The sequence below is a fragment of the Kluyvera sichuanensis genome (assembly GCF_014218705.1).
In the GTDB taxonomy this organism is placed as follows: Bacteria; Pseudomonadota; Gammaproteobacteria; order Enterobacterales; family Enterobacteriaceae; genus Kluyvera; species Kluyvera sichuanensis.
Genome location: NZ_JABBJF010000010.1, coordinates 36876 through 60245 on the forward strand (window position 1 = coordinate 36876; position 23370 = coordinate 60245).

Sequence of the window (23370 nt, forward strand, 5' to 3'; positions counted from 1 at the left end):
GGGGTTAACGGCGAGCGGTTTGATCGATCGAACGGATCATCGACTGCTTCGCCGTCATTAAATGGTTACGTAACGCCAGAGTGGCGTCGAGATCGTTCCGGCAGATCAGGGCGATCAGGATCATCATATGTTCATCAATGGCGATAATATTGCGCTGTTTCAGATCGCTTTCATCCCACTGGTAGTGGAAGTGAAAAATAACCGAGATAATTTCTAATGACTGATTGAAAAATATATTATCGGCTGCGGAGAGCAGCAGTGAATGAAAATCACGATCGAGCTGCGAGAATGTTTTGACATTATCGCCAATATTGTCGCGCAGCTGGCGATGATATTCCAGAAGGGTTTTTGCCCGTAGCCAGTGTGGGTCATTATCGGGCAGGCTTAAAAAACGCTGTAAAGCATGTAACTCTAACATTTCACGTAATTCAAATAGCTGCTCGGCGTAAGCGCGATCGAACTCTTTCATTCGCCACAGACCACGTTTTTCGCTCACGATAAGATTATAGCGGCCAAACTTCAGTAAATATTCCCGCGCGGCAACCGGACTCACTCCCGCCATTTTGGCCAACTGAATTTCACTCATCACTTCCCCGGCCTTTAACTGCCGCTGGTTGATCATGGAGAAAAACGCCTGCTCAAAAATCTGCGTCTGCTCCTCAAGCGGTGCCTGGGTGCACTCAAAGCCATCCAGAGCATCAGGCTTGCGTATCACGATGTAATCATTATTGATTTTTTCCAGTACGCCGCGCTGCTGTAGATGCGAAAGAATGTGGCGAACGGTGGTGCGGCTGATGCTGTACATGTCGCCCAGTGAGGACTGCGCCGGTAGCGGCGACGGAATATGGCCCTGGGCGATGCCATCAATAATTTGGTTGACGACGCTGCGGCGTAAATTTTGCGAACGGCTCATGGTTATCTCCCCCTGTGGTTTATTAAAGACGAATTTAAAACATATTTCTGCGCTGATATTCACAAGAATTTATTCCGCTGATGCTGAAACGCTCTGAAATCCACAATAACAACCATAACGAAAACAGGAGACGTCGTAATGGCAATGATGAAAACATGGGTTTGTCAGCAACCGGGTGAATTAACGTGGCAATCAAGAAATATTCCAAAACCACAACAACATGAGGTCTTAATAAAGGTAAAAACGGTTGGTATCTGCGGAACAGATATTCATGCATGGCGAGGGAAACAACCTTTTTTCAGCTACCCTCGCGTATTAGGACATGAAATTTGCGGGACGATCGTCGCGCTCGGCAGCCAGACTGACCATTGGCACGTTGGTCAGCAGATCGCGGTGATCCCTTATGTCTCCTGCCATGAATGCTCTGCGTGCCGGAGCGGGCGAGAGAACTGCTGTGAAAATATTGCGGTGATTGGCGTCCATCGTGATGGTGGGTTCAGCGAATATTTATGCGTACCTGAGCAAAACATCCTGCTGGCGGAAGGCATTGCACCCGAAGCGGTTGCGCTGATCGAGCCGTTTGCCATCAGCGCGCATGCGGTTCGCCGTGCGGCGGTGAAGCCCGGTGACGCGGTCCTGGTGGTGGGCGCTGGGCCAATTGGGCTGGGGACGGCAGCCATTGCGGCGGCGGAAGGCGCGCAGGTGGTGATGGTGGATACTAGCCCGGAGCGCCGCGCGCACGTGGCGCTCCAGCTGGCGTTACCGGCTCTCGATCCGCTGGCCGATGACTTCCTCACTCAGTTGCGCGATAGCTTTGGCGGCGACCTTGCACAGACGGTGATTGATGCCACCGGCAGCGCGCAGTCGATGAATCGCGCGGTGGAGTTGATTCGCCACGGCGGCAGCATTGTATTTGTCGGCCTGTTTAAAGGCGACCTGCAGTTCTCTGATCCGGAGTTCCATAAAAAAGAGACCACGCTGCTGGGCAGCCGAAACGCCACAAAAGCGGACTTTGCGCGGGTGGGGGAGCTGATGCAGCGCGGGCTGCTGCGCGCCGACATGCTGCTGACTCACCGGTTGCACTTTGATGAGTTGGGTAGCACCTATGAACGAGATGTCATCAATAATCCACGGCTGATTAAAGGCGTGATAGAGTTTAGCGAGAACATTGCTGGCGCTTAATAAAATAAATGTGATGTAAATCACTATGTTAACTAAGTAAAACCTGCGCCTCCGTCTACGCTAAAGCCTGTCCGACAATATGGAGAAAAACATGACAACGGTAAACATCGCGCTTAAGGAAGCCTATCAACTGGCCTTCGACGTCCTCAGCTCAAACGGATTTTCAGCCGCACACGCCGACGCTATCGCCCGCAACGTCACCGCGGGTGAACGCGACGGCTGTGCTTCACACGGCCTGTGGCGCCTGCTGGGGATTGTAGAAACTCTGCGCAAAGGCAAGGTGTCGCCGGATGCGGAACCGACGATTGTCGATCAGGCGCCCGCTATCGTTAAAGCGGATGCCAACGGGGCGTATTCGCTGTGTGCCTATGAAAAGGCGCTGCCGCTGCTGATTGAAAAAACTCGCCATTGTGGCATTGCGGCGCTGGCGATCAACCGTTGCGTGCACTTCTCGGCGCTGTTTGCCGACGTGGAACCGCTGACCGACGTGGGGTTGGTGGGTTACGCCTGTACGCCAAGCCACGCGTGGGTGGCCCCGGCGGGCGGCACCCAGCCGCTGTTCGGCACCAACCCGATTGCGTTCGGCTGGCCACGCGGTGCGAAGCCGCCGTTTATTTTTGATATGGCGACCAGCGCCGCAGCGCGCGGTGAAATTCAGCTGCATCAGCGAGCGGGTAAGCCAATTCCAGAAGGCTGGGGGATTGATAGCGATGGCCAGCCAACCACCGACCCGCAGGCGGTGCTGGACGGGGCGATGCTGACCTTCGGCGGCCATAAAGGCTCGGCGCTGGCGGCGATGGTGGAGCTGTTCGCCGGCCCGCTGATTGGCGATATGACCAGCGCCGAATCGCTGGCGTGGGATAACGGCGCGGGTGGCCTGCCGTACGGCGGCGAGCTGATTCTGGCGCTCGACCCTCAGCGTTTCCTGGGAGCAGAGGCCGGGACGCATCTGGCGCGCGAGCGAAGTGAGAAACAGGGGCTGGATGTTTCTCGTGGCCTGTACGACGAGATTTGTGCGCTGCGCGGGTAACGAGCATCCCCGGCGGCGCTCCGCTTGGCCGGGCTACGCGATCCGTCAATCTGCACTCATCGGTTCCCTCTCCCCTATGGGGAGAGGGCTAGGGTGAGGGGAACAGGCACGCTCGGTGATGCAAAATCGCGCCGCTACCCGTATTAATAGTCACAATTTCTATAAAGTTTTGTCTTTTCCCGCCGAAAACTCGTTATTCGTCCGGAGGAAAGAGAAACATGTTAAAACGTATAAAGATCGTCACCAGCCTCGTGCTGGTTTTGGTGTTGTTTGGCCTGTTACAGCTGGCGTCAGGGGGACTGTTCTTTAACTCTTTGAAGCATGACAAAGAGAACTTCACCATTCTGCAAACTGTGCGTCAGCAGCAGTCCGGGCTGAACGGGAGCTGGGTTGCTCTGCTGCAAACCCGCAATACTCTCAACCGTGCAGGGATCCGTTACATGATGGATCAGAACAATATCGGCAGCGGCGCTACCGTTGCCGAGTTGATGCAGATTGCCACCAAATCACTGTCAGATGCGGAAAAACGCTGGACCGAGTACGAAGCGATGCCGCGTGACCCGCGTCAGAGCGAAGCGGCGGCGCTGGAAATCAAACGTAACTACGATATCTACCACGGCGCGCTGTCCGAACTTATCCAACTGCTGGGCGCAGGCAAAATCAACGACTTCTTCGACCAACCGACTCAGGGTTATCAGGACGGCTTTGAGAAGGCGTACGTCAACTATCTGCAACAGAACGACAGCCTGTACGACCTGGCGGTCAACGACAGCAATGCCTCCTACACGCAGGCCATGTGGATCCTGTTTAGCGTGATGATCGCCGTACTGGCCGTGATCATCTCCGTCTGGCTGGGCGTGCGCAAGACGCTTATCGAACCACTGAATCGTTTAATCGACAGCATTCGCCACATTGCGGGCGGTGACCTGGTCAAACGCATCGACGTGGAAAGCGACAACGAAATGGGCGAGCTGGCACACTCTCTGCGCCATATGCAGGGTGAACTGGCGCGCACCGTGGGCGAAGTTCGTCAGGGGGCTCACGCGATTTACAGCGGCGCGAGTGAAATTGCGATGGGCAACAACGACCTCTCTTCACGTACCGAGCAGCAGGCGGCTTCTCTGGAAGAGACGGCGGCGAGTATGGAAGAGCTGACGGCGACCGTGAAACAGAACGCCGAAAACGCCCGTCAAGCGAGCCATCTGGCGCTGAGCGCATCGGAAACCGCGCAGAAGGGCGGTAAAGTCGTGGATAACGTGGTGCAGACCATGCGTGATATCACCGCCAGTTCGCAGAAAATTGCCGACATTATCAGCGTGATTGACGGTATTGCCTTCCAGACCAACATTCTGGCGCTGAACGCCGCGGTGGAAGCCGCACGTGCCGGTGAACAGGGGCGTGGTTTTGCGGTGGTCGCCGGTGAAGTTCGCAACCTGGCGCAGCGCAGCGCCCAGGCGGCACGGGAAATTAAGAGCCTGATTGAAGATTCGGTAAACCGTGTCGACCTCGGTTCCACGCTGGTAGAAAGCGCGGGCGAAACCATGGATGAAATCGTGAATGCGGTGACCCGCGTAACCGATATCATGGGCGAAATTGCTTCCGCATCTGACGAGCAGAGCCGGGGTATCGACCAGGTTGGCCTGGCGGTATCGGAGATGGACCGTGTCACCCAACAGAACGCCTCGCTGGTGGAAGAGTCCGCGGCAGCCGCCGCGGCGCTGGAAGAGCAGGCTAGCCGACTGACGCAGGCGGTGGCCGTGTTCCGCATCCAGCAGGGCCAGGCAAGTACCGCGCGCGAACCGGTCAGCGTGGCCGCTGCGCCAGCGCCGGGTACGCTGCGTAAAGCGGCGGCAACCGACACCGGGGAAAACTGGGAAACCTTCTGATATGACATGCGCCCCTGTCAGGGCGCATTAGCTCAGCATCAGGCGCATGGCGCAGCGTGATTCATACGCCATGCCGTGCGCCACTTCTTGTGCCAGCTTTTGCCGTAGCGCAGCGTTCAATGATGTTTCCGGTAGCATTTCGAATCCCATTCGGGCATACCACGGCGCGTTCCAGGGTACATCCCGAAAGGTGGTGAGCGTGAGCGACGTGAAGCTCCTTGCTTTGGCCTCTACCGCGACATCGCTAAGAAGGCGTCGACCTAACCCTATTCCCTGACTCGCCTGATGCACGGAGAGCTCGACAATAAACAGCGTCGAATCCTGTGCTTCTGCTAACAGAAAACCACGCGGTTGACCGCCGTGTTCTACCACCCAACTCATTTCCTGCTGCAGATAATGCTGATGGCAACGGGCAGAGATGACGGGGCCTTGAGCGAGCCAGCTCAATTCGGGTATCTGCCGAAAGCATTGCCCGGCGGCGCGTTCAATGTCTGGAAGTGCGGCGATATCCGCAGCAGTGGTCGGACGAACGAGAGTTATCATGGGGCAAGTATAGCCTGTCGTTAACCGGCGCAAACCAAAATTGGCGAATAAAAGTTACTGATAATCATCGCATTATCCGGCGTTTTGCGAATGCTCAACAGCCGTTTCTGACCAGGGGTAATACCCAGCGCATATTTTTCAAATACCCCTGCGGGCACGTTATCGTGACCAAACTTCTCGACCTGTTTGATGCGTAGCTCGTAAAACGTTTCATGCACGTAGTGCCAGTCAAAGCTCTCCTGGCGAGACACTTTAGTATGTTGCCCATCGTTAAGCACCTCGCCGTTCATATTGAAATAGCCGGTACCGTCAGGCGCAAAGTGCATCACCACCATTCCTTCAAATGAGAAGCGGTTGTCCTGATGGCTGTCCTTATAGGTCAGGCTGCCCTGACAGGTCATGGAGAGGCGCGTGGTGTTGTGTATCCAGAGCGAGGTGCCGAGGATAATCAGCAGGTTAACAAGAAGGACGACAATCAGCCGTTTATGCTTTTTCACTTTTGCCACTCGTAGTAATAGAGCGTCTGGCAGGCGCTGGCTTTGCCAAGAAACTGAGAGCATTGCGAGAGTACCAGTCGGCCGTCATCGCCGTACAGCAGGGGATCCTGAATGTGCGCGTAGAACACCGAATGGTTCAGGCAGGAGAATGCCCCGTCGTTTTTAATCTGTTTTATCAGCGTTTTAGCCCGTTCCCGGAAGACATCTGCCAGCGGAGCGAGGGTGTAGACCGGGCAGGTGTCGATATGATCCAGTAAATAGATCTCAGCCTGCTGCTGCTGGTTTTTCCAGGCGATTGCTGTGCCGCAGAGCGTGAGCACGATAACCGTGACCAGTGCGTAGAGGGCGGTAAAATTTCTGGCGCGGGAGATTTTTTCGGGTTTAGCCACCGTCGGGACACGTGGGGCAGAAAGCGGCACGATGGAGGTCTCTGCGCTGAACATAAACCCGACTTTTGGCACGGTGACAATAAACGGGCTGTCAGGCACCAGCGTGGCGAAAATTTTCCGCAGAATGCTGATGTACTGATTCAGTGAGTTACTGGAGCCGCGCAGGCCGCGCTCATCCCACACCTGTTCAAAGAACGTTTCTCGCTCGACCACCATGCCGTGATGGGCAATCAGCAGGTTGAGGATATGTTGCGCCGTGCAGGTGAGCACCTGACTGTCCGAGTCGGGATCGTTTTGTAGTGTCAGTGAACCGTCCTCGTTGTCATAAACAAGCACGTTCGCGAGCAGATATTTCATGTTTTTCAGCGATCCGGATCGGGGAAGCAAGGTGGTTTTCGCGTGTAGATGACCATGTTAACTCGAGTTGTTATCGGTAACATTGATCCGGCGCGCCCAAATCTGATTAATAAGTAAGCGTAATCACCACGTCGTCACTAAACAAGCCGGTACCGGTGAGCGTCTGCGGAGGTACGGTGCCGTAAACGGTGAAGTTCTGTACATTTCCGTCTTCGTGCGTGACCTCCAGCGTATTGCTGCCGATCTGTTCTCCCCAGGGAGTGGTTGCCGCCGCATCCTGCCACAGCGCGTATTGCAGACACTGATGCTTATCGTTACACAGCTGTCGCTGGCTTCCTGATGCGTTTTCACCGGTGCTGATGCCCAAGGAGTAATGCGTCCCCACCGGGCAACGAGAACGAATGGTGGCGGTCGAAGCGACCCGCGACATCAGCGATGTGCTGTTGACCGTACCAAAATCCAGCGGCGTGACGCTCTGGATAAAACAACTGTCGGATAGCGTAGCGCTGGCGCTGGAGGAGTTGTCGATGGCTTCCCCTTCGTTCTCACCATCCTGACAGTCGTGCAGGGATGCCGTGGACGTCGCGCTATTCCAGGTCAGCCTTAGCCCCATGGTGTAGTTAAAATAGCTGCGTACCGGCAGGTTACTCTGCCCGGCCGGTATGGAGGCCAGAAGGGGAAATGTCCCGCCAACAACCTGATTTCCCCCCGCAGTGAGTGACGTTTGCAGTGCGCGTCCCGATGCTTGTGAGGTCAGTTCCTGGCTGGTATCGAGGGCGTTATAGAGGCGAAACAGCATGGTGTATTGCTTACCTTCTTCATCGCCGTTTGAGGTCATTTTAAACGGTGAGGTATCCAGGCTGCTCAGGCAGACTTTGAAGTAACGGGTCTCGCCGTAGTCGGCGTAGCAGCTGAATTTTACGCTCGCGTGCGTCGAACTGCCGCTGCCGGTGACCAGCGTACCAAAGGCAGAGGTTTCCCCCTGGGTTATCCAGCAGTTTGAGGCGTGAGCCGGACGGCACAGGAGGCCCGCGCACAGCAGCAGGAGCAGAACGAGGGGGATTTTTAATGACACGGCAAGACTCCCAGATTGATGGTCGTTTCGCCCCTGGAAGCTGGCAGACTGACTTCGCAGCGTCCTGAGCGGCTCTGTATTGCAAGCGTGCCGGGCATCGGCGGGTTTTCCAGCCAGATGAAGCCTTCGCGGCCAACGATAGACTGCTTATCGCCAAAGGTGATAAGGCTGCCGATAGGCAACGGTCTGTTCTGCCGATCGATAAGCTGTGCGCTGACTAAGTGTGAACGGTGTACCTGGAAATCAACTTTGACGGCTTCGCTCCGCCCAGGAGTGGCGTGCATTTCCGTGAGCGGTGTGACCACCTCTGGCGGCAAATTCAGCGGGTCGAGTGAAACTTTGCTGTTCTGGTAGCGGGGCAGATCCGTCAGCAGCAGAAAGCCGTTAGCATCGGTTGTACCCGCGGGGCGGTTTTCCACCGCAATCGGAACGCCGCTAATGCCGTCGGTAGTGACCAGCGCAATGCCCTGGCGGTTGTAGCGCAGCGCGTAGGGGTGCGAGTCCAGCAGAATGAAAGATCCTTCTCCGCTGAGATAGTGGCTGTTGCTTTGGTTGTCGCGGTCTATCCCCGTATGCCATTCGCCGTACTGGCTCAGATACCCCAGATCGGCATGTTGTTGCCGGGTATTGCCGCTATTCTGGCTGAGCTGCCATGACCAGCCGCCGAGCTGATAATCCGGCTGATGGCGATAGTCTGCGCGCGTGGATTGATTACCCGTTTGCAGCGACACTGTGTCGTTATGGCCTAGCGGAACGGACAGCATCAGCTGAACGGTCTTATCACCCGTGTTGAGCGCATGGGTAAACGCGAAGGTGGTTGAGATGCGGTTGCTGAACGATTTTGACCAACTGGCATTAAGGTAGCGGGCGCTGTCCTGGCGTACCCATCCCGCGCCGAGGGTTCCCCAGCCCGATAGCGTCTGGCTGACCCACAGGTTGTCGGTGCGCCTGACCGGCAGGCTGCCGGAAAGCCGTGCGATATCCGTCCAGGCATCGCTGCTGCGGCTGGTACTGGCGGCGACGCCCAGACCCTGTCCGTTCCACTGATAGCCAAATCCCCACTTCACGCCATCCCCCACCGGGCTTTGGCTACCGGCGATATGGCTGCTGGCGATACCCAAAAGTGGTGAAACCAGCCAGTCGCCCGATACGCCGAGGTTATGCGCATCCCGGTGCTGCTCGGTGTGGGTGCTGAGGGTCAGGCTGTTGTTGAGGCCATAGCGCCAGCCGGCATCCAGCATCGGCGAGGCGGCGTAGTCGTTGGAGCGCTCGGCATAGCGCTGTCGCAGCCAGCCTATATCCAGCGAGCCGCTGCTGACGCCCTGCGCCAGCATATTGGGGGCGCCGTATAAATCGAGCGTCACTTCACGGCGCTGACCGTTGATATCGGTGATCACCACTTGCGCCTGACCGCTGCCGGAGAACGTTGTAAGGGTGTTGAGCACGTAGTTGCCCGGGGTGACCTGCTGGTGGCTCTGTTGAAGCCCGTCGATATATAAATCGACCGTTGACGGTAACACCACGCTGTCGCTGTAGGCCGTGCGGGGGGCGGTATTGAGCTGCGGGTCGAGCTGAAAATTCCGCGCCAGATGCAGGCCGCCAAAACGCACCTGGCGGCTCCAGTTCACGCCCATCGTCACGTTATCACCCAGTGAAATGCTGGTGAGCGAGGCGGGGAAATCCAGCTGCCAGGTGGTCATCAGACGCGTGTTGGCTTCTGGCGTGGCGTTATCTCCGCGCTGAAAACGGCTGTTCATGCTGTTGCTAAGCTGACCCGGCAACCAGCCGGAGGTTTGCAGCTGGCTTTGTAAGCTCGTCTGTTTGAGCGTTGGCGTTTCGCTGGAGTAGAGCGAGTAATCTAGCGTGAGATTGCCCATTTCATCGGCCTGAGGCAGGGCATCGGACGCAGGGTGAGGTGCAGTTTCCAGATGTTGCACGCTGGCCAGTTTCCCTTCAGGCAGCGTAAGGGCGAGCTGTTGCTGCAGGCCGTCATAGCTGGCCTGAATGCCCTGTACCGTCGCAAGGTTAACCCACGGAGCGGATGCTTCTGGCATGGCGATACCCAGCCGCGCCGCATCTTCCACGTTGATCCATAGCTCGCCGTTGTCGACGCGAACGGGCCAAAGCCCGTCGTGAAGAGAACGGTTAACGGTGAGGGAGAGATACTGCGTTGTTTCAGCGGGCGGCTCAGCGTGAAGGGGCATGGCTATTAACCACAGCAGCAGGATACACGCTGAGCTGACTGGCTTGGGTGTGTTCATTCAGATAAGCGCGTAAGGAGAAGAGTAAATCGCGGTGAGGGCGTTTAAACGGCAGCGAAAATTGCTTCCCCGCAAGCACATAGCCAGCCAGACCTGAGAGCGAATCGACCACCTGCCCATTACGAGCAATAGCCTGAACGTCGCTCAAGCGGATATGTGTACTACCGTGGTTCTGGCACCAGACTTCCCCATTTTCCTGTTGGCAGGAGAGCGGCGTGGTTTCATCTTTTTGCGCCACATCTTCAGGTGCGATAAACAGCGGAATGGAGTAGCGCAGCAGGAAATGGACGCCATTCTGTCCGTCGGTGCCGAGATGGGCACGGGGCAGTTCATCAACCAGCAGCCGGAAGCTCTGCTCTTGTGAATGGGGAGCGGGGTTGAGCACCACAATGCGTACCAGCTGGCGCTGGCCGGGCGCCAGAGACGTTACCGCCGGGCTGCTGACAACCTCGTTCGTCTGTGTCAGGACATCTTTACCCGAGGATTGCGTCCAGTCATAAACGCGGATCTGTGCGTGAATGGGCTGGTCTCCGGTATTGGTGAGGTACAGCGCACCGGCGCGCTGGGCGGTTGAAAGATTCAGCATCACCGGTGCTACCTGCAGGGTGGCACAGTGCGCGTAGTGGGTAAACGCGAACAAAATGGCCAGCCAGCAAAGGGCAAAGAGAGAGAAACGACGCATGCTTAGTACACCAGATTCAGGGTGACGTCATCGCTGTACAAACCGGCTTTGGCATTGGTTAAAGCACCTGCTTCGATAACACCAACGATGGTTTCCGATTGAGTCTGCCCGGTACCGGTCCCTTCAATCCCACCGCTGGCGTTGACCGGCGTTTTCTTGCTTTCATCGGCATACAGCTTATAGGCAATGTTCTGTGCCCCGAGGCTGCTGTCCTCTGGTTTGAGCCAAAACGTGCCGTCACTTTCGCTATCGCTGCTGGCCGCTGAGAGGTTAAACGGCGTACCGTTGGTACACAGCACGTTAAGCTGAGTGGTGGTATTAATTTCACGGGATTCGTCAGAGCCGTGGCTGGCGAAGTTCAGATCGTTGGTCTGAAGCGTGCAGGACTTCAGCACTTCCAGCGAAACGTGCATGGTTGCCGTGGCAGAACTGTCCGCCAGGGCAGAGTGGGACATCAAGTAAAACAGGCTGAAAATGACGATAGACATCCTTTTCATAGATAAGCTCCGGTAGATAAATTGACGCAGTCTTGGATTAAACGTGTTCCTGGACGGTATTTGCGCAAATAGTAGATTTGGCTACCTCTTAAAGGATACTTTTATTCGCCAAATCTCAGCCTATTCCTAACAATGTAATTAAAATGTTCACTCCGCGTTTCTGGACTATTTCTATCAGGCAGCGCGGAGGTAATATTTAAGAGGCAATGCTTATGATTTCTTTTGGTTATTAGTGATAAAGTGAACTGTTATTTACAGTGCGAATTTTTCGGTGTAATTCCGCCAGCGTATTGCAGTGAAACTTCGCCATGGCATTGCGACGATGGGTATAAATAGTCTTCGGTGACTTATGCAGCATATCGGCAATGGTCTTTGGTGAAAAACCCAATATTATCAATAGACAAACATGGATCTCTGACTGCGTTAGCGGTGATTCTTTGCGTAGGGTCCGGCGGAACTCAGGCTTATTAAGCTGCTGGCCCAGCGCTCTGAGCGAGAGTTTATCGCTGAAAACGCAGGCGCGTTCCGGCGGCAGAAATTGCTGTACTTCCTGTACCCGGTTATGCTCAGTAATGACCAGCCACTTTGCTTCTTTATCGTCGTGGAGAATTATTTCGCGTAATTGAAATACGCTCTCATCGTTATCTTTATTCAGCCATTGAATAGCAGGGTTTGGGCACACCATATAGGGAAGCGCGTGCTTTAGCCCCAACCATAGGAAATAGTTTGTGCTCAGGATAGCGACCTGATAAGGCGGATAGATCATGGCTATTTATTCCACAAAAAGCCCTGACCATAATTAGCGTGTGAATCACGGGCTAATTGGAAGTCAGCAAGCGTTTCAATACCTTCCACGAGAACCTCATCGGCAATCTTTTTGCACAGATGGGCAAGCTTGAGAAAGGCATCTTTGCATTCACGACCGGTCCAGAACGCATGCTTATCAATTTTTGCGCCAGAGAAACGGTAATCCTGCTCTACGAGGCAAGGCAGAATGTCGTCATGGACGTCATCGGCCCAGACCGCGATACCCATTTCCCGCAGCGCGGCAATACGCGCACGCAGCCGCTGGCTATCGTCGGCTGAGAGCAGCGGAAGCTGCTCCAGGTCAGTAAGTTCAATGGCGATGTTTTCAATCGTGCCGAACTCACTGCACAGGCGCTGCAAAAAATCAGCTGTGAGCAGGACCTCCGCATTGGCATTGAGGTAATACTTGCCGCAGGGAGGCGTGCTCAGCACATGTGATAGCTGAGCAAAGAAAAGAGACAATCTGGCTTCCAGCGCCATATTACTGAAAAAAAGCTCAAGGTTAATTTGCGCTGGTGCGGTGGAGAGAACTTCCCAGGCGACAATATTTTCATCATCTAAGAAGCGAATGGATTCGAATTTATACCCTGTGAGCATGATTACGCAGCAATATTTACCAATAGTTTTTGTGTTGGCAAATGCTAGCTAAACTCATTTTTGCGGTATATTTATAAATACAAATAGTATTTATATGGTTATTTGAGCTGGTTTTTAATGATTATAAAGCTTTATATGCTTTCATAAGGGGTGGTATACCCCCTATGAAAGCGCGCCGCTGTTACCCCTCGGCATCGATGACCTTGATTTCGACCATGCCAACCCCGAGTTGACGAGGCGAATGGCCGAGGATATTCCCTTCATTGGTTGACTGCGGGTCCGGCGGCACAATGACCAGCGTACTGGCGCTGGAGGGATTATCGAAGTGCAGCGTCGTGGTGGTGACCTCGTGGCCCAGCGTCAGCGTTTGCTCGCTGTTGCCGACGCGAACGGGAATGGGCTTATCGGCGTTCGGGCCAAAAGCTTTGGCGGTAATGACCAAATCAAAGCGCTTCGGCAGCGGGTGCTGATACTCAATCTTCACTTCCTGGCCGAGCTGGGCGTTGGACCAGCGTCCCCATGACTCCGGACGGGAGATGCCGCTGAAGGATTTCACCTCTTCCGGCGCGCCTGCGACGTTGAAGATAAAGCTGTCTGCCTTATAGCGAATATCGTTGTCGACGGTTTTGAGCGAATCCACGTTACCGTTGTAGCGCACCATGTCGATCACCGTATCTTTAAACTCGGTTTTGCCGCTCCATTGGGTTTTATCGACGTGCTGCACTTTTTGCTCACCGCCAAGCTGCCCCTGAGACACGCACCAGTCGGTGGAGAGTGACAGATTTTGCGACCATAGCTGGCCCATCTTGTAGCAGCGGTCGACCCAGACGAAGTTATCGCGCGGGGCGAAATCCGCCAGCTGATAGCGCAGCGGCGCGGAGTATTCGCTTTCCGGCAGCGGTTCAACACGGTTATCGGAGACGCGCAGCAGCAGCGGCAGGCGGAAGTGACTACCGGAGAAGGCGATCATGTTTTTCTGGGTATCGATAGAGAAACTTTTGATCTCTTTCGGGAAGTTCCACAGGCGAATAACGTCTGGCTTCCAGGCCAGCACCTTCTCCTTCATATTGAGGAACACTTCCGAGAGTGACTGGCCAGATAAGCTGCTACGGCCAAGGCCGATAAAGTTATCGCCGCCGAGCAGATCCAGCACCGTCGCGCCGTTATCCATCGTGTTACGTTTTACCGCCACCACGTCCTGCTCGTCCGGCTGGTCACCGCGGATCACAAAGAACAGGTTGCTGCGATCCTGTTTGTTGAGGTAGTCCCAGGCGGTGTTTTTCATTGCCAGATGGTCAGAAGAGACCACGATAATGGTGTTCTTAAAATACGGCGATGCTTTGATTTTATTGATAAATTCAGCGATATTTTCCTGGCTACAGGTCACGGCGCTAAACGACTGGTTCGTTTTCCCGCCGATCTCATACTTTTTGCGGTTGCAGGAGCGCGAGATAAAACCGTCCGGGTGGTGAGTATCTACGGTCAGAGTAAACAGCGAGAAGCGTTTGCCTTCCTGGGACAGCGACTCGAATTTCTTCCACGCTTCATCCAGCACGGTGTCGTCGTAGTAGCCCCAATCGTTCTTGTAGTTCGGGTCTGCGACGGTGGTTTTCAGCTCTTCAGCACCGTAGAGATAGTCGAAGCCGTGCGATTTCAGGAACACGTCTTTCCCGGCAAAGCGCAGGTTGGCGCCCTGTACGAAGTAGTTTTCATAGCCTGAGTTTTTCAGGATATCGCCGAGGCAGATGTTCTGCGGGAAAAAGCTCGACAGCGAGGCGGAAGCGTTACCTTCAAACGGCGCAAAGAGCGGAATACCGCACTGCGAAGCGACCATACCGGCGATAGTGTAGTCGGTACCGGGCAGCTGCATGGTGTGGCTAAAATCGATCCCCTCGTTTTTCAGCGAACCCAGCTCTGGCGTCAGGTCCGGGAAGGCCTGATCGTCAAAATAGGTGCGTTCCAGGCTTTCGCCATAGATATAAACGAGGTTCATTTTCGGGTTCGGGATCGTCTTCGACGGCTCTTTGTAGTAGGCCGCGAAGTCGGGATCGCCATCGCGGGACTGCGATTTTACCAGCTCGCTAATCTGGCGAAACGCCGGGCTGGCGTCCACGGAGCCCACGGCCAGCGCTAGCGCCACCAGGCTGTAGCCGAAGTGATGAGGATGGTGACGGCGGCGGCGCAGCACCCAGCCCAGCGCGCCAAAGACGGCTATCAGCCCGGCGATGAGGCCGATGCCCGGCAGAATATATTTGCCCACGCCGGCACCCGTCAGGCTGTTGGTCAGCGTGTAGAGCACGGCGTCGTTGATTCCATCACCGGTAAAGTAGTCGCTTGCGTACAGAGTGATATTCAGGACCACAAACAGGCCCAGTACCGTTAGGGTGGCAGCAAACCACCATTTGTTACGCCCCGCTTTCCAGGCATAGATGGCGATGGAAGCGAGAAAAAGCACGAGGGATAACAACTCTGACACTACACATCCTCAACAGCGCCAGGGTCTCTGGCTGAACAGAAGTTAACTTCACAATGTAATTGTGTCATCATCTGTCTGCAATTCTATCGTAGCGAAAGTGTGCTGTTATTCGGAATTGGTTTAGAAATGGATATTTTTTGAGCGGTAAATCTGCGGCGAGCAGGGCGCTCGCCGCAGGAAAAACATCAGGAAATGTAGTTAACGCCTTGTTTTAATACGAAATCACAGGCTTTTGCTTTCACTTTCTTGCCCAGTTCAGTATTGCCCAGGCTATCGAGATCGAGTTTTTGGCCATCTTTCGCGTTCAGCAGACCCTGAATACCTTCCATATAGCCGGTATCCTGTTTCTGTTCTGCCTGCGTGTTGAGACCCAGTTTATCCAGCACCTGGTTTTTCACGTTGTCGACGTTGGTGACGGAGGCCAGCTTCTCTTTCGCGCAGTAGCCCAGGATCCCCGCCGCATTGTTCATGCTGCTGGAGCTCAGAGACTGGCTGCCGCCGTTAAGCAGGCTGGTGAGCGAAGAGAGCGACGTGCCGCCAGACTGCGACGAGCTGCTACCGCCGGTAAGCTGGGTAGCCGCGCTGCTCAGATCATTTAACGATACGGCGCCCGCAGCGGTAGACACAAACGCGCTGGCAATAATAACTCGGCAAAGCATCGATTTTACTGATTTCATGGGTGTACTCGTGTGTGCTATTAAAAGTTGGCGTGATGAGTATACGCTTATCATTCACCGGATTTATCTTAATACTCTTTACCGGTGACGCGGCTGCGATAACTATCCCAGTTGAAGATCACCCATAGGCTATTACCGAGGCGCATACGATCCATCACGCGCTCGCCCAGCATCTTATTCATTTCATCAAGATTGCTGTTGGTGAGCATGCCGGTCGGGCGTTTAGACGAAGAACGGCGATCGACAATCTGATTGATGATCACTTTTTCATAGCGTGATTCGGTCTGCATGCCGATCTCATCGATCACCAACAGATCGACATTGCTGAGATCGCTCAACAGCTGCTCTTCACTGGTTTCCCGATTACCGAAGGTCTCTTTCATGGCGGACATAATATCGGCCACGGTAATGATCAGCACCGATTTGCCCCGCAGCAGCAACTCGTTGCAGATGGCGGCGGCGAGATGGTTTTTCCCGGTGCCCGGCTTGCCGGAGAAGATAAAGCTCGCGATGTTGCCATCGAACTCCTCCACGTACTGCCTCGCTTTCGCCAGCGCGTTCATCTGGCCTTCGTTTTCAACGCGGTAGTTTTCAAACGAACAGTTTTGATGCAGCGGGCGAATACCGGAGCGGTTAAAGGTGCGCTGCATTTTCATGGCGCGGTTCTCACGCGCCAGCGCGGCGGCGCGGATCTCGCCCTGTTCCTTCTGCCAGGCCAATAGCTCTTCGCCGGTTTTAAATGCCGGTTCGATATGCGCCGGCATCATTTTCTGCAGGCGCTTCATTAATTCACCAACGTCTTTCATGCTCAACCTCTGAAACCAGGTGGAATATGACTGTCAGGCTCGCTGACGGTGTTGATATCGCGACGCGTCTGGCCGTTATTGTTGGCCCGGCCCATCTGTACGCTGCGCGCCAGCTTTTGCTGCCACTGTACATGATGGAACACTTTCCCCTCCGCCTGCCAGTAAGCGACGAAAGCGGCCAGCTCTTCCGGCGTAACGGGCTCGCTTAAAGCGATACCCCACAGCGCGGAAAGGCGCAGGAACTCGGCGTCAGGCTGCCAGCCCGCGTACATGGCAAATTTGCCCATGGGGATGGCGATAGGTGCCGGGGTTGGATCCTCAAAAAATTGAGCATCCAGCGTCACGTCGCTGCCCGGTCGGGACAGCTTTTCTTCCAGCGCCAGGAGTTGCGCCAGACGTTCCTGCGTAATGGCATAGAACGCGGGCTGATTATTGGCAAACACGGCGAGCGCGCCGCCCTGAGTTTGCGCAAGAATCGCAGCAGGATCGGCGACAAAAGCGTCAATACCGATCACGTTAGGCGTTAAAATACGAGAAGACATAACACTATCTCAATACTGAAAAAACAACGGGAAGGGGGCGGAAGCACCGCCGTATATAGTGCACATAGTAGCACAAGCTATGGGGCGGGCGGCACTCCCCGTACCGCCGATGCCTCACACTCTTGGGCGTTTGCGATAGAGCCACAGGCCCGGAATCGACAGCCCGATAGAGAGCGCGCCGACGATAGACGACGCCTTCAGGAAATTGCTCAGCAGCATGATCATCAGCTCTTCGGAATAGCCGAAGTGGCTGATTTTGACCGCAGAAATCATCGCCGTGTACGCCGAAATACCGGGGAACATGGGAATGACGGCGGCTACGGTGAAGATCTTAGGGTGCGCCAGATACCAGCGCGACCACTGGATGCCGATACTGCCGACCAGCAGCGCCGCGAGGAAGGTGGCCCACTCGATATTGAACCCGGCGGTCATCATGGCGAATCGCGAGGTATGGCCGATCGCCCCCAGCAGTGCACACCAGGGCAGTGCACGCTGCGGGACGTTAAAGACCATGGCGAACCCAACGGCGGGAATCGCCGATAGTACGGCGTCCTGCGCCAGTAAAAACAGAAAATGCATCACACCCATCCGCGTAGCCCCCATAACGTCATCGCCATCACCACGCCGACGCAGGTCGCCAGCGTCAACAGGCTGGCAATTGCCCAGCGCGCCAGGCCGGTGTTGATATGGCCTTTGAACATGTCGGCAACCGCGTTAATCAACGGGAAGCCGGGCACCAGCAACAGCACGCTGGCCGCCATCGCCACCGTTGAGGTCTGATGAAAGGCGGGCAGTTGCAGCATCAGGCCGGAAACGGTAGTGGCGACAAAGGCGGTCAGGCCAAAGTTAATCTGAGGGTGCATTGAGCGGTGGGTCAGCACCTGGCGGATGTACATGGCGATAGCGCTGGCACAGAAGGTGATGAGCGCACCGTCCCAGCCGCCGTTGTTGAGCTTGCAGAAGCAGGCGCAGGAGAGGCCTACCATCAGCACAACCAGCCAGCGTGGGTAGCGCAGCGGTTTAATCTGCGTAAAGCGCTTGCCGACGTCTTTATAGTCCAGCAACTTGTGCTCGGCCATAATGACGATGTGCTGCACCTCTGTGACCACGTGCATGTTAATACCGCGATCGCTATTTTTACGCGTCGAAGTCAGGCACTGCCCGTCTTTAATGGTGGTTAGCACAATCGCGTTTGATGAGATCGCGCTTTCGACGCTGTCCATCCCCAGCGCGCGTCCCAGACGCGTTGATAGCTCCTCAACCAGGGCGCTCTCCGCCCCATGCTGGAGTAAAAAAAGACCGCACTGAATACAAAGCCGTGTGACGATGCGTTGTTCTGACTGATCTACTTCCATAATGATCCTGGTATCGAGAACGCCGATGTAATGACCTACTTTTACCCGAAGAGCATGGGGGAGCAATCCGGCCAGGATCAAACAATGTGCAAAAATTCGGCGGCCAGTCGCTTTTGTTGAAGAGTTGATGTTGCCCACACTTTTGCAAAACTGTTCGAAAGTGCAATTTTTGAACGGATTCTGACCTTCTTTTTCCCCTCTGACTTATCAAAAATGCATTCTGAAACTTTATTGATACATGAAATAAACAAATAATTAACCAGAGTGCGAGGTCACCCATGAACACGCAAGTTGCCATTATCGGTGCCGGGCCTTCCGGGCTGCTGTTAGGCCAGTTGTTGCATAATGCGGGCATTAAAACCGTGATCCTGGAACGTCAGACTCCCGAGTATGTACTGGGGCGTATTCGCGCCGGGATCCTCGAAAACGGTACCGTCGAACTGCTGCGTGAAGCGGGCGTCGCTCGCCGTATGGAGGCGGAAGGGCTGGTTCACCACGGCGTGGAGTTCCTGTTTGCCGACCGGCGTATTCCCGTGCCGCTGAGTGAATTGACCGGCGGGAAGAGCGTGATGGTTTATGGCCAGACCGAGGTGACACGTGATTTGATGGAAGCACGGCAGGCCAGCGGCGCGCAGACCATTTATGGTGTTGAGCAGGTTGAGCTGCACGACCTGAAAAGTGATAAGCCTTCCGTCACCTTTATGAAAAACGGTGAACGTTGCCGCCTGGAATGTGAGTTTGTCGCCGGCTGTGATGGCTTCCACGGCGTTTCTCGTCAGAGCATTCCTCGCGATATTCTGCGTGAATATGAAAGCATCTGGCCGTTCGGCTGGCTGGGGCTGCTCTCTGACACGCCGCCGGTCAACCCGGAACTGATTTACGCGCATCATGAGCGTGGGTTTGTATTGTGTAGTCAGCGCTCACTAACTAGAAGCCGCTACTATCTGCAGGTTCCGTTGACCGACAGCGTTGAACAATGGTCTGACGAACGCTTCTGGGGTGAGCTGAAGCGCCGTCTGCCGGACGAGCTGAGTCAAAAGTTAGTGACTGGTCACTCACTTGAGAAGAGCATCGCACCGTTGCGTAGCTATGTGGTGGAGCCGATGCAGTACGGGCGGATGTTCCTGGTTGGCGATGCCGCACACATTGTGCCGCCAACCGGGGCCAAAGGGCTGAACCTGGCCGTTTCGGATGTGAACTATTTGTGGCGTATCCTGCGGCAGTATTACCAGAATGGACGCGCCGACCTGCTGAGCCGTTATTCGCAGCTGGCGCTGAACCGGGTCTGGAAAGGTGAACGTTTTAGCTGGTTTATGACCCATCTGCTGCATGATTTTCAGGACCAGAGCCCGTTTGCCAGAAAGATGCAGGAGGCCGATCGCCAGTACTATCTCAGCTCGCAGGCGGGACTGACAACGATTGCTGAAAACTACGTGGGGCTGCCTTATGAAACGGTGGAGTAGAGAATGAAAAGAGCGGGTGTCGAAGCGAATATGACGGAGATGGTGCCGGTATTTAAGCTCTATGGCGAGCATATGGGTTGGCCGACACCCGACCTGCTGCACTGTGAATCGATCCATAAACGGAGCAGCCTCTATGAATGGCATATTCGGGTTCATCAGCATGCCGAACTGGTGCAACTGCTTTATTTGCACAAAGGGCAGGCTGAAATAGAAATAGAGGGACAACGCCTGGTGGTGAACGAATCTTCTATTCAGGTCGTTCCCGCGCTCTGCGTTCATGGCTTTCATTTTTCGCCGGGGACGCAAGGCTACGTGCTCTCGCTTGCGCTGCCGTTGTTAAGCCGTCTGGAGACGCAGTTTGGGCAACCGCTGGATATGCTGAACCAGCCCGGCTGTATTCCGGTCAAACGTTCCGGCCACCATATCCGTACTCTATTTGCTACGCTGCTGGAAGAGTACACCCAGGATCACGACGCGCGGGAGATGATGCTCTATTCGTTACTCAGCGCGCTGCTGGTCTGGCTCAATCGTCAGGGCAAGGCGGGAGGCGTGGTGAAGGATAACAGCGAGCGGAAACGCAGCGTGCTACGCCAGTTTAGCCGGCTGATTGAGAGCCACTACCGTGAGCATTTATCGTTGGCCGACTATGCGCAAAAGCTCCGGGTTTCCACCACCCATCTGAACTGCCTGTGCCGTGAATATCACGGTACCAGCGCATTGAACGTTTTACATCAGCGACTGCTGCTCGAAGCAAAGCGCAGCCTGCAGTACACCAGCATGACCATCACGCAGGTTTCTGATTATCTGGGGTTTAGTGATGTGACCTATTTTTCGCGTTTCTTCCGCAAGCGGGAAGGGGTGACGCCCAAAGAATTCAAAATGAAAATGGAACTATCTGAGTAGGCTGTTTTTTTGAATGTTTAATTCTACTTATTGAGACTTTAATATTTTCTAAGCAACCTCTTTTACATTGATATGCCATACTGTCGTAGTTAGTCCTGCTAACCAGATGAAATCATCTCACAGGTAAAGTCATACAGCGGTCAGGTTTATTTGATAATTAACCGACGAGTATTATGCCGCTATTAAAGGGAAATAGAAATGGATGGATTCATTTCCTGCGAATACGCTTATTTGATTAAATAAAAACATATTCAGGAAACGAATCTTCGAAAGGATACGGAGGTTATATGACGCCAGAGTACTGCAAGTTCGCAGTGATTATCAGCAAAATACCGGTTATGCAGTCTGGGCTGAATTCCATCATGCGAATGCACTTCCCGAATTATGAGCTCAATTTTTGCCAGTCTCTCGAGCAGTTAACGCTGCTTCAACTTCGCCGTACTGATGTGGTTATCGTTGATTTCTCTGGCGATATTGGCAACCCGCGTGCGCTCTGCGAGCAATACTATACGCTGCTATCGCAATATCGTGATATTCACTGGATATTTATGATTAGCCGCCAGTACTACGCATTAGCCGTTGAATTTTTAATGCGTCCGGAAAGTACGCTGCTTTCCGAATCAGACTCCGTTGAGCGGGTGGTAAAAGCCATTCAACAGGAGAATGTTAGCACGGATAACGTGAGTGAAATGCTGCTTTCGCTGCAGCATGATGCGGACGGTGATGATGATAATCAACGACTCATTATGTTGACACTGTCCGAGCGGAAAGTACTGCGACTGCTGGCGAAAGGATGGGGGATTAACCAAATCGCCGCGTTGCTGAAAAAGAGTAATAAAACCATTAGCGCGCAAAAAAATAGTGCGATGCGCCGCCTGTCTCTGCGCAGTAATGCGGAAATGTATGCCTGGCTCAACAGCAATCAGGGAATGAAGGAACTCAATCTCTATTCAGCCTACGGGGAGCAAGTCGAATGGAAAAATGCAGCAGGAAGCAGCGCATCGCTATCATAGAGCATTGTAATGTGACGGCGGTAGGGCTACGCCATCTACTGATGAGCGCTCGTGGTAGGCATTTTACTTTCCATTTTTTTCGCAGCATTGCTGAATTTAAGCTGGCGGTCAAACAAGGGCCGTTTGATGGCGTCATGTATTGTCTCTCCGGCACGCGTGAACTTCGTATTGAATGCCTGTTATTGATGGGCGAGATTGCCAATCATCATCCTGAGGTGATGCGCATCATTCTGGCTAACGATAAAGATGAAGCGGCGCTGATTCGGCACCTGTCGCCAACCTATATTCACGGTGTGCTCAGTAAATCCGAAACGTTGAGTGACCTACGGCATAGCGTATTCGAGCTGCTGGAAGAGGCGATAGAGGTTCGTGAAGCAATGGAGGATTCCGCTGCCCAGCGTGAAAATCGTTTTCTCAGCCCGACCGAGAACCTGATCCTGCGTTACATGACCTACGGCTATTCGTTGATGGATATTTCTCAGCAACTGGGGCGGAATATCAAAACCATTCGCGCGCACAAATTTAATGCGATGACGAAGCTGAGAGTGAATTCCGATATTGAGCTACTGAGCGCCGCCGACCTGCTGGTGTCGTTACACGATATAAATGATGCCAGCACCTCGCCTGTTTGCTAGAGGCAGACATCCACCCAAGTAGCAGCGGTAAGGCTAGCCATTCGCTCCGGCGAAATGCGTACCGCACTGTGTATGGCTCCTGCGGCAGGAAGAACTTCTTCGTATTGCTGCAGCGAGACATCACAGTACACCGCCAGCGGATTCTCCAGCCCAAATGGACAGACCCCACCGACCGGGTGACCGGTGAGAATCACCACTTCATCACTGCTTAGCATGCGAGCCTTCGCACCAAAAGTCTCTTTCAACTTCTTATTGTCCAGACGGGCATCTCCTTTCGCAACTACCAGAATGACGCGGTCTTTAACCTTCAGCGAGAGCGTTTTGGCGATTTGTCCGGGCTCAACGCGGTGCGCGGCAGCGGCAAGCGCAACGGTTGCGGTACTTTGCTCAAGCTCGATGATGCTGATGTCGGGCGCGTGCTCGGCAAAGAATGTCTTTACGGACTGTAGGCTCATGCTTCTCTCCTGATAATTCGGCGAGTCACTCTGTCATAGAGTTACCTGGGTTGTAAATAAAGCGGCTAAGTTGTGCAAAAATTGTTTGTTTTTTGGATCTCCTTCACAATCAGTGCAACCGGTTACTGTAACCGGTTGCGGTTATTCATCAGGCGATTGATACTGCGGGGGTAACTTCCTTTGTATCTATAATAAGAGCCGTGTATGAACTGTATCGGTATGAACATCATTGCAGGTCGCAGACCCGTAACACCTGATGCTTCAATGTACGCCCAGTTGCATGTCGGCAAAATCGTTGTTGCTGTGTTGACGTCTAAAGCCTGTCAGGA

At 54.3% G+C, this 23370-nt stretch carries 24 protein-coding genes; 7 read left to right on the forward strand and 17 right to left on the reverse strand.

All coding sequences use genetic code 11. From position 1 onward, the window contains the following. Positions 1-4: 4 nt before the first annotated feature. On the reverse strand, positions 5-913 hold the full coding sequence (locus tag HII27_RS12710; protein WP_185668215.1) for a GntR family transcriptional regulator: 909 nt from the start codon (positions 911-913) through the stop codon (positions 5-7). A gap of 138 nt (positions 914-1051) precedes the next feature. On the opposite strand from HII27_RS12710, the gene HII27_RS12715 reads away from it, so the two are divergent. From HII27_RS12715 to tsr, 3 genes are all read left to right on the forward strand, one after another. Further along, the gene (locus HII27_RS12715) at positions 1052-2095 is read left to right on the forward strand and encodes a zinc-binding alcohol dehydrogenase family protein (RefSeq protein WP_185668216.1); all 1044 of its coding nucleotides are present in this window, start codon (positions 1052-1054) and stop codon (positions 2093-2095) included. A 91-nt stretch (positions 2096-2186) separates the two neighbouring features. After that, the gene (locus HII27_RS12720) at positions 2187-3125 is read left to right on the forward strand and encodes an Ldh family oxidoreductase (protein WP_185668217.1); all 939 of its coding nucleotides are present in this window, start codon (positions 2187-2189) and stop codon (positions 3123-3125) included. A gap of 218 nt (positions 3126-3343) precedes the next feature. Further along, complete coding sequence (tsr, locus tag HII27_RS12725) at positions 3344-5011, forward strand: methyl-accepting chemotaxis protein (protein WP_185668218.1); 1668 nt, start codon at positions 3344-3346, stop codon at positions 5009-5011. Positions 5012-5038: 27 nt separating this feature from the next. On the opposite strand, the gene HII27_RS12730 is transcribed toward tsr, so the two are convergent. From HII27_RS12730 to HII27_RS12800, 15 genes are all read right to left on the reverse strand, one after another. Next, entirely contained in the window at positions 5039-5554 is a 516-nt protein-coding gene (locus HII27_RS12730; protein WP_185668219.1) for a GNAT family N-acetyltransferase, read from the reverse strand. Between the two features lie 20 nt (positions 5555-5574). Beyond that, a complete protein-coding gene (locus HII27_RS12735; protein WP_317983851.1) occupies positions 5575-6051 on the reverse strand; it encodes a FidL-like protein in 477 nt (158 codons plus the stop codon). Next, positions 6048-6797, reverse strand: a complete 750-nt coding sequence (locus HII27_RS12740; protein WP_185668221.1) for a winged helix-turn-helix domain-containing protein — start codon at positions 6795-6797, stop codon at positions 6048-6050. The genes HII27_RS12735 and HII27_RS12740 overlap by 4 nt, the downstream gene beginning before the upstream one ends. 106 nt (positions 6798-6903) lie before the next feature. Further along, on the reverse strand, positions 6904-7872 hold the full coding sequence (locus HII27_RS12745) for a Csu type fimbrial protein (protein ID WP_185668222.1): 969 nt from the start codon (positions 7870-7872) through the stop codon (positions 6904-6906). After that, positions 7863-10076 carry a fimbria/pilus outer membrane usher protein gene (locus tag HII27_RS12750; protein WP_185668223.1) on the reverse strand — a complete coding sequence of 738 codons (2214 nt, stop codon included), beginning with the start codon at positions 10074-10076 and terminating at the stop codon, positions 7863-7865. The genes HII27_RS12745 and HII27_RS12750 overlap by 10 nt, the downstream gene beginning before the upstream one ends. Further along, on the reverse strand, positions 10060-10815 hold the full coding sequence (locus HII27_RS12755) for a fimbrial biogenesis chaperone (protein ID WP_185668224.1): 756 nt from the start codon (positions 10813-10815) through the stop codon (positions 10060-10062). Before HII27_RS12755 ends, HII27_RS12750 begins: the two co-directional genes overlap by 17 nt. Before the next feature lie 2 nt (positions 10816-10817). After that, complete coding sequence (locus HII27_RS12760) at positions 10818-11312, reverse strand: Csu type fimbrial protein (RefSeq protein ID WP_185668225.1); 495 nt, start codon at positions 11310-11312, stop codon at positions 10818-10820. Between the two features lie 229 nt (positions 11313-11541). Continuing rightward, complete coding sequence (locus tag HII27_RS12765) at positions 11542-12078, reverse strand: helix-turn-helix transcriptional regulator (RefSeq protein WP_185668226.1); 537 nt, start codon at positions 12076-12078, stop codon at positions 11542-11544. A gap of 2 nt (positions 12079-12080) precedes the next feature. Then, entirely contained in the window at positions 12081-12716 is a 636-nt protein-coding gene (locus HII27_RS12770; RefSeq protein ID WP_185668227.1) for an EAL domain-containing protein, read from the reverse strand. A 181-nt stretch (positions 12717-12897) separates the two neighbouring features. After that, positions 12898-15192: a phosphatidylglycerol--membrane-oligosaccharide glycerophosphotransferase gene (gene opgB / locus HII27_RS12775; RefSeq protein ID WP_185668228.1), complete on the reverse strand. Its 2295-nt coding sequence runs from the start codon at positions 15190-15192 to the stop codon at positions 12898-12900. Positions 15193-15377: 185 nt separating this feature from the next. After that, the gene (locus tag HII27_RS12780; RefSeq protein WP_185668229.1) at positions 15378-15869 is read right to left on the reverse strand and encodes a DUF2501 domain-containing protein; all 492 of its coding nucleotides are present in this window, start codon (positions 15867-15869) and stop codon (positions 15378-15380) included. 68 nt (positions 15870-15937) lie between these two features. Next, complete coding sequence (gene dnaC / locus HII27_RS12785) at positions 15938-16675, reverse strand: DNA replication protein DnaC (RefSeq protein ID WP_185668230.1); 738 nt, start codon at positions 16673-16675, stop codon at positions 15938-15940. Between the two features lie 2 nt (positions 16676-16677). Continuing rightward, entirely contained in the window at positions 16678-17217 is a 540-nt protein-coding gene (dnaT, locus tag HII27_RS12790) for a primosomal protein DnaT (protein ID WP_185668231.1), read from the reverse strand. Between the two features lie 114 nt (positions 17218-17331). After that, complete coding sequence (locus HII27_RS12795) at positions 17332-17805, reverse strand: threonine/serine exporter (protein WP_185668232.1); 474 nt, start codon at positions 17803-17805, stop codon at positions 17332-17334. After that, positions 17796-18572, reverse strand: a complete 777-nt coding sequence (locus HII27_RS12800; RefSeq protein ID WP_185668233.1) for a threonine/serine exporter family protein — start codon at positions 18570-18572, stop codon at positions 17796-17798. The genes HII27_RS12795 and HII27_RS12800 overlap by 10 nt, the downstream gene beginning before the upstream one ends. 278 nt (positions 18573-18850) lie before the next feature. On the opposite strand from HII27_RS12800, the gene pobA reads away from it, so the two are divergent. The 4 genes from pobA to bglJ all read left to right on the forward strand — a co-directional run bounded on the left by pobA (position 18851) and on the right by bglJ (position 22586). Beyond that, a complete protein-coding gene (gene pobA, locus HII27_RS12805) occupies positions 18851-20035 on the forward strand; it encodes a 4-hydroxybenzoate 3-monooxygenase (RefSeq protein WP_185668234.1) in 1185 nt (394 codons plus the stop codon). Positions 20036-20038: 3 nt separating this feature from the next. Continuing rightward, on the forward strand, positions 20039-20938 hold the full coding sequence (locus HII27_RS12810; RefSeq protein WP_223883215.1) for a helix-turn-helix domain-containing protein: 900 nt from the start codon (positions 20039-20041) through the stop codon (positions 20936-20938). Between the two features lie 287 nt (positions 20939-21225). Then, complete coding sequence (locus tag HII27_RS12815; protein WP_185668235.1) at positions 21226-21951, forward strand: helix-turn-helix transcriptional regulator; 726 nt, start codon at positions 21226-21228, stop codon at positions 21949-21951. Continuing rightward, positions 21912-22586 carry a DNA-binding transcriptional activator BglJ gene (gene bglJ / locus HII27_RS12820; RefSeq protein WP_185668236.1) on the forward strand — a complete coding sequence of 225 codons (675 nt, stop codon included), beginning with the start codon at positions 21912-21914 and terminating at the stop codon, positions 22584-22586. Before HII27_RS12815 ends, bglJ begins: the two co-directional genes overlap by 40 nt. On the opposite strand, the gene HII27_RS12825 is transcribed toward bglJ, so the two are convergent. After that, the gene (locus HII27_RS12825; protein ID WP_185668237.1) at positions 22583-23041 is read right to left on the reverse strand and encodes a YbaK/EbsC family protein; all 459 of its coding nucleotides are present in this window, start codon (positions 23039-23041) and stop codon (positions 22583-22585) included. The genes bglJ and HII27_RS12825 overlap by 4 nt on opposite strands. Positions 23042-23370: the final 329 nt, after the last annotated feature.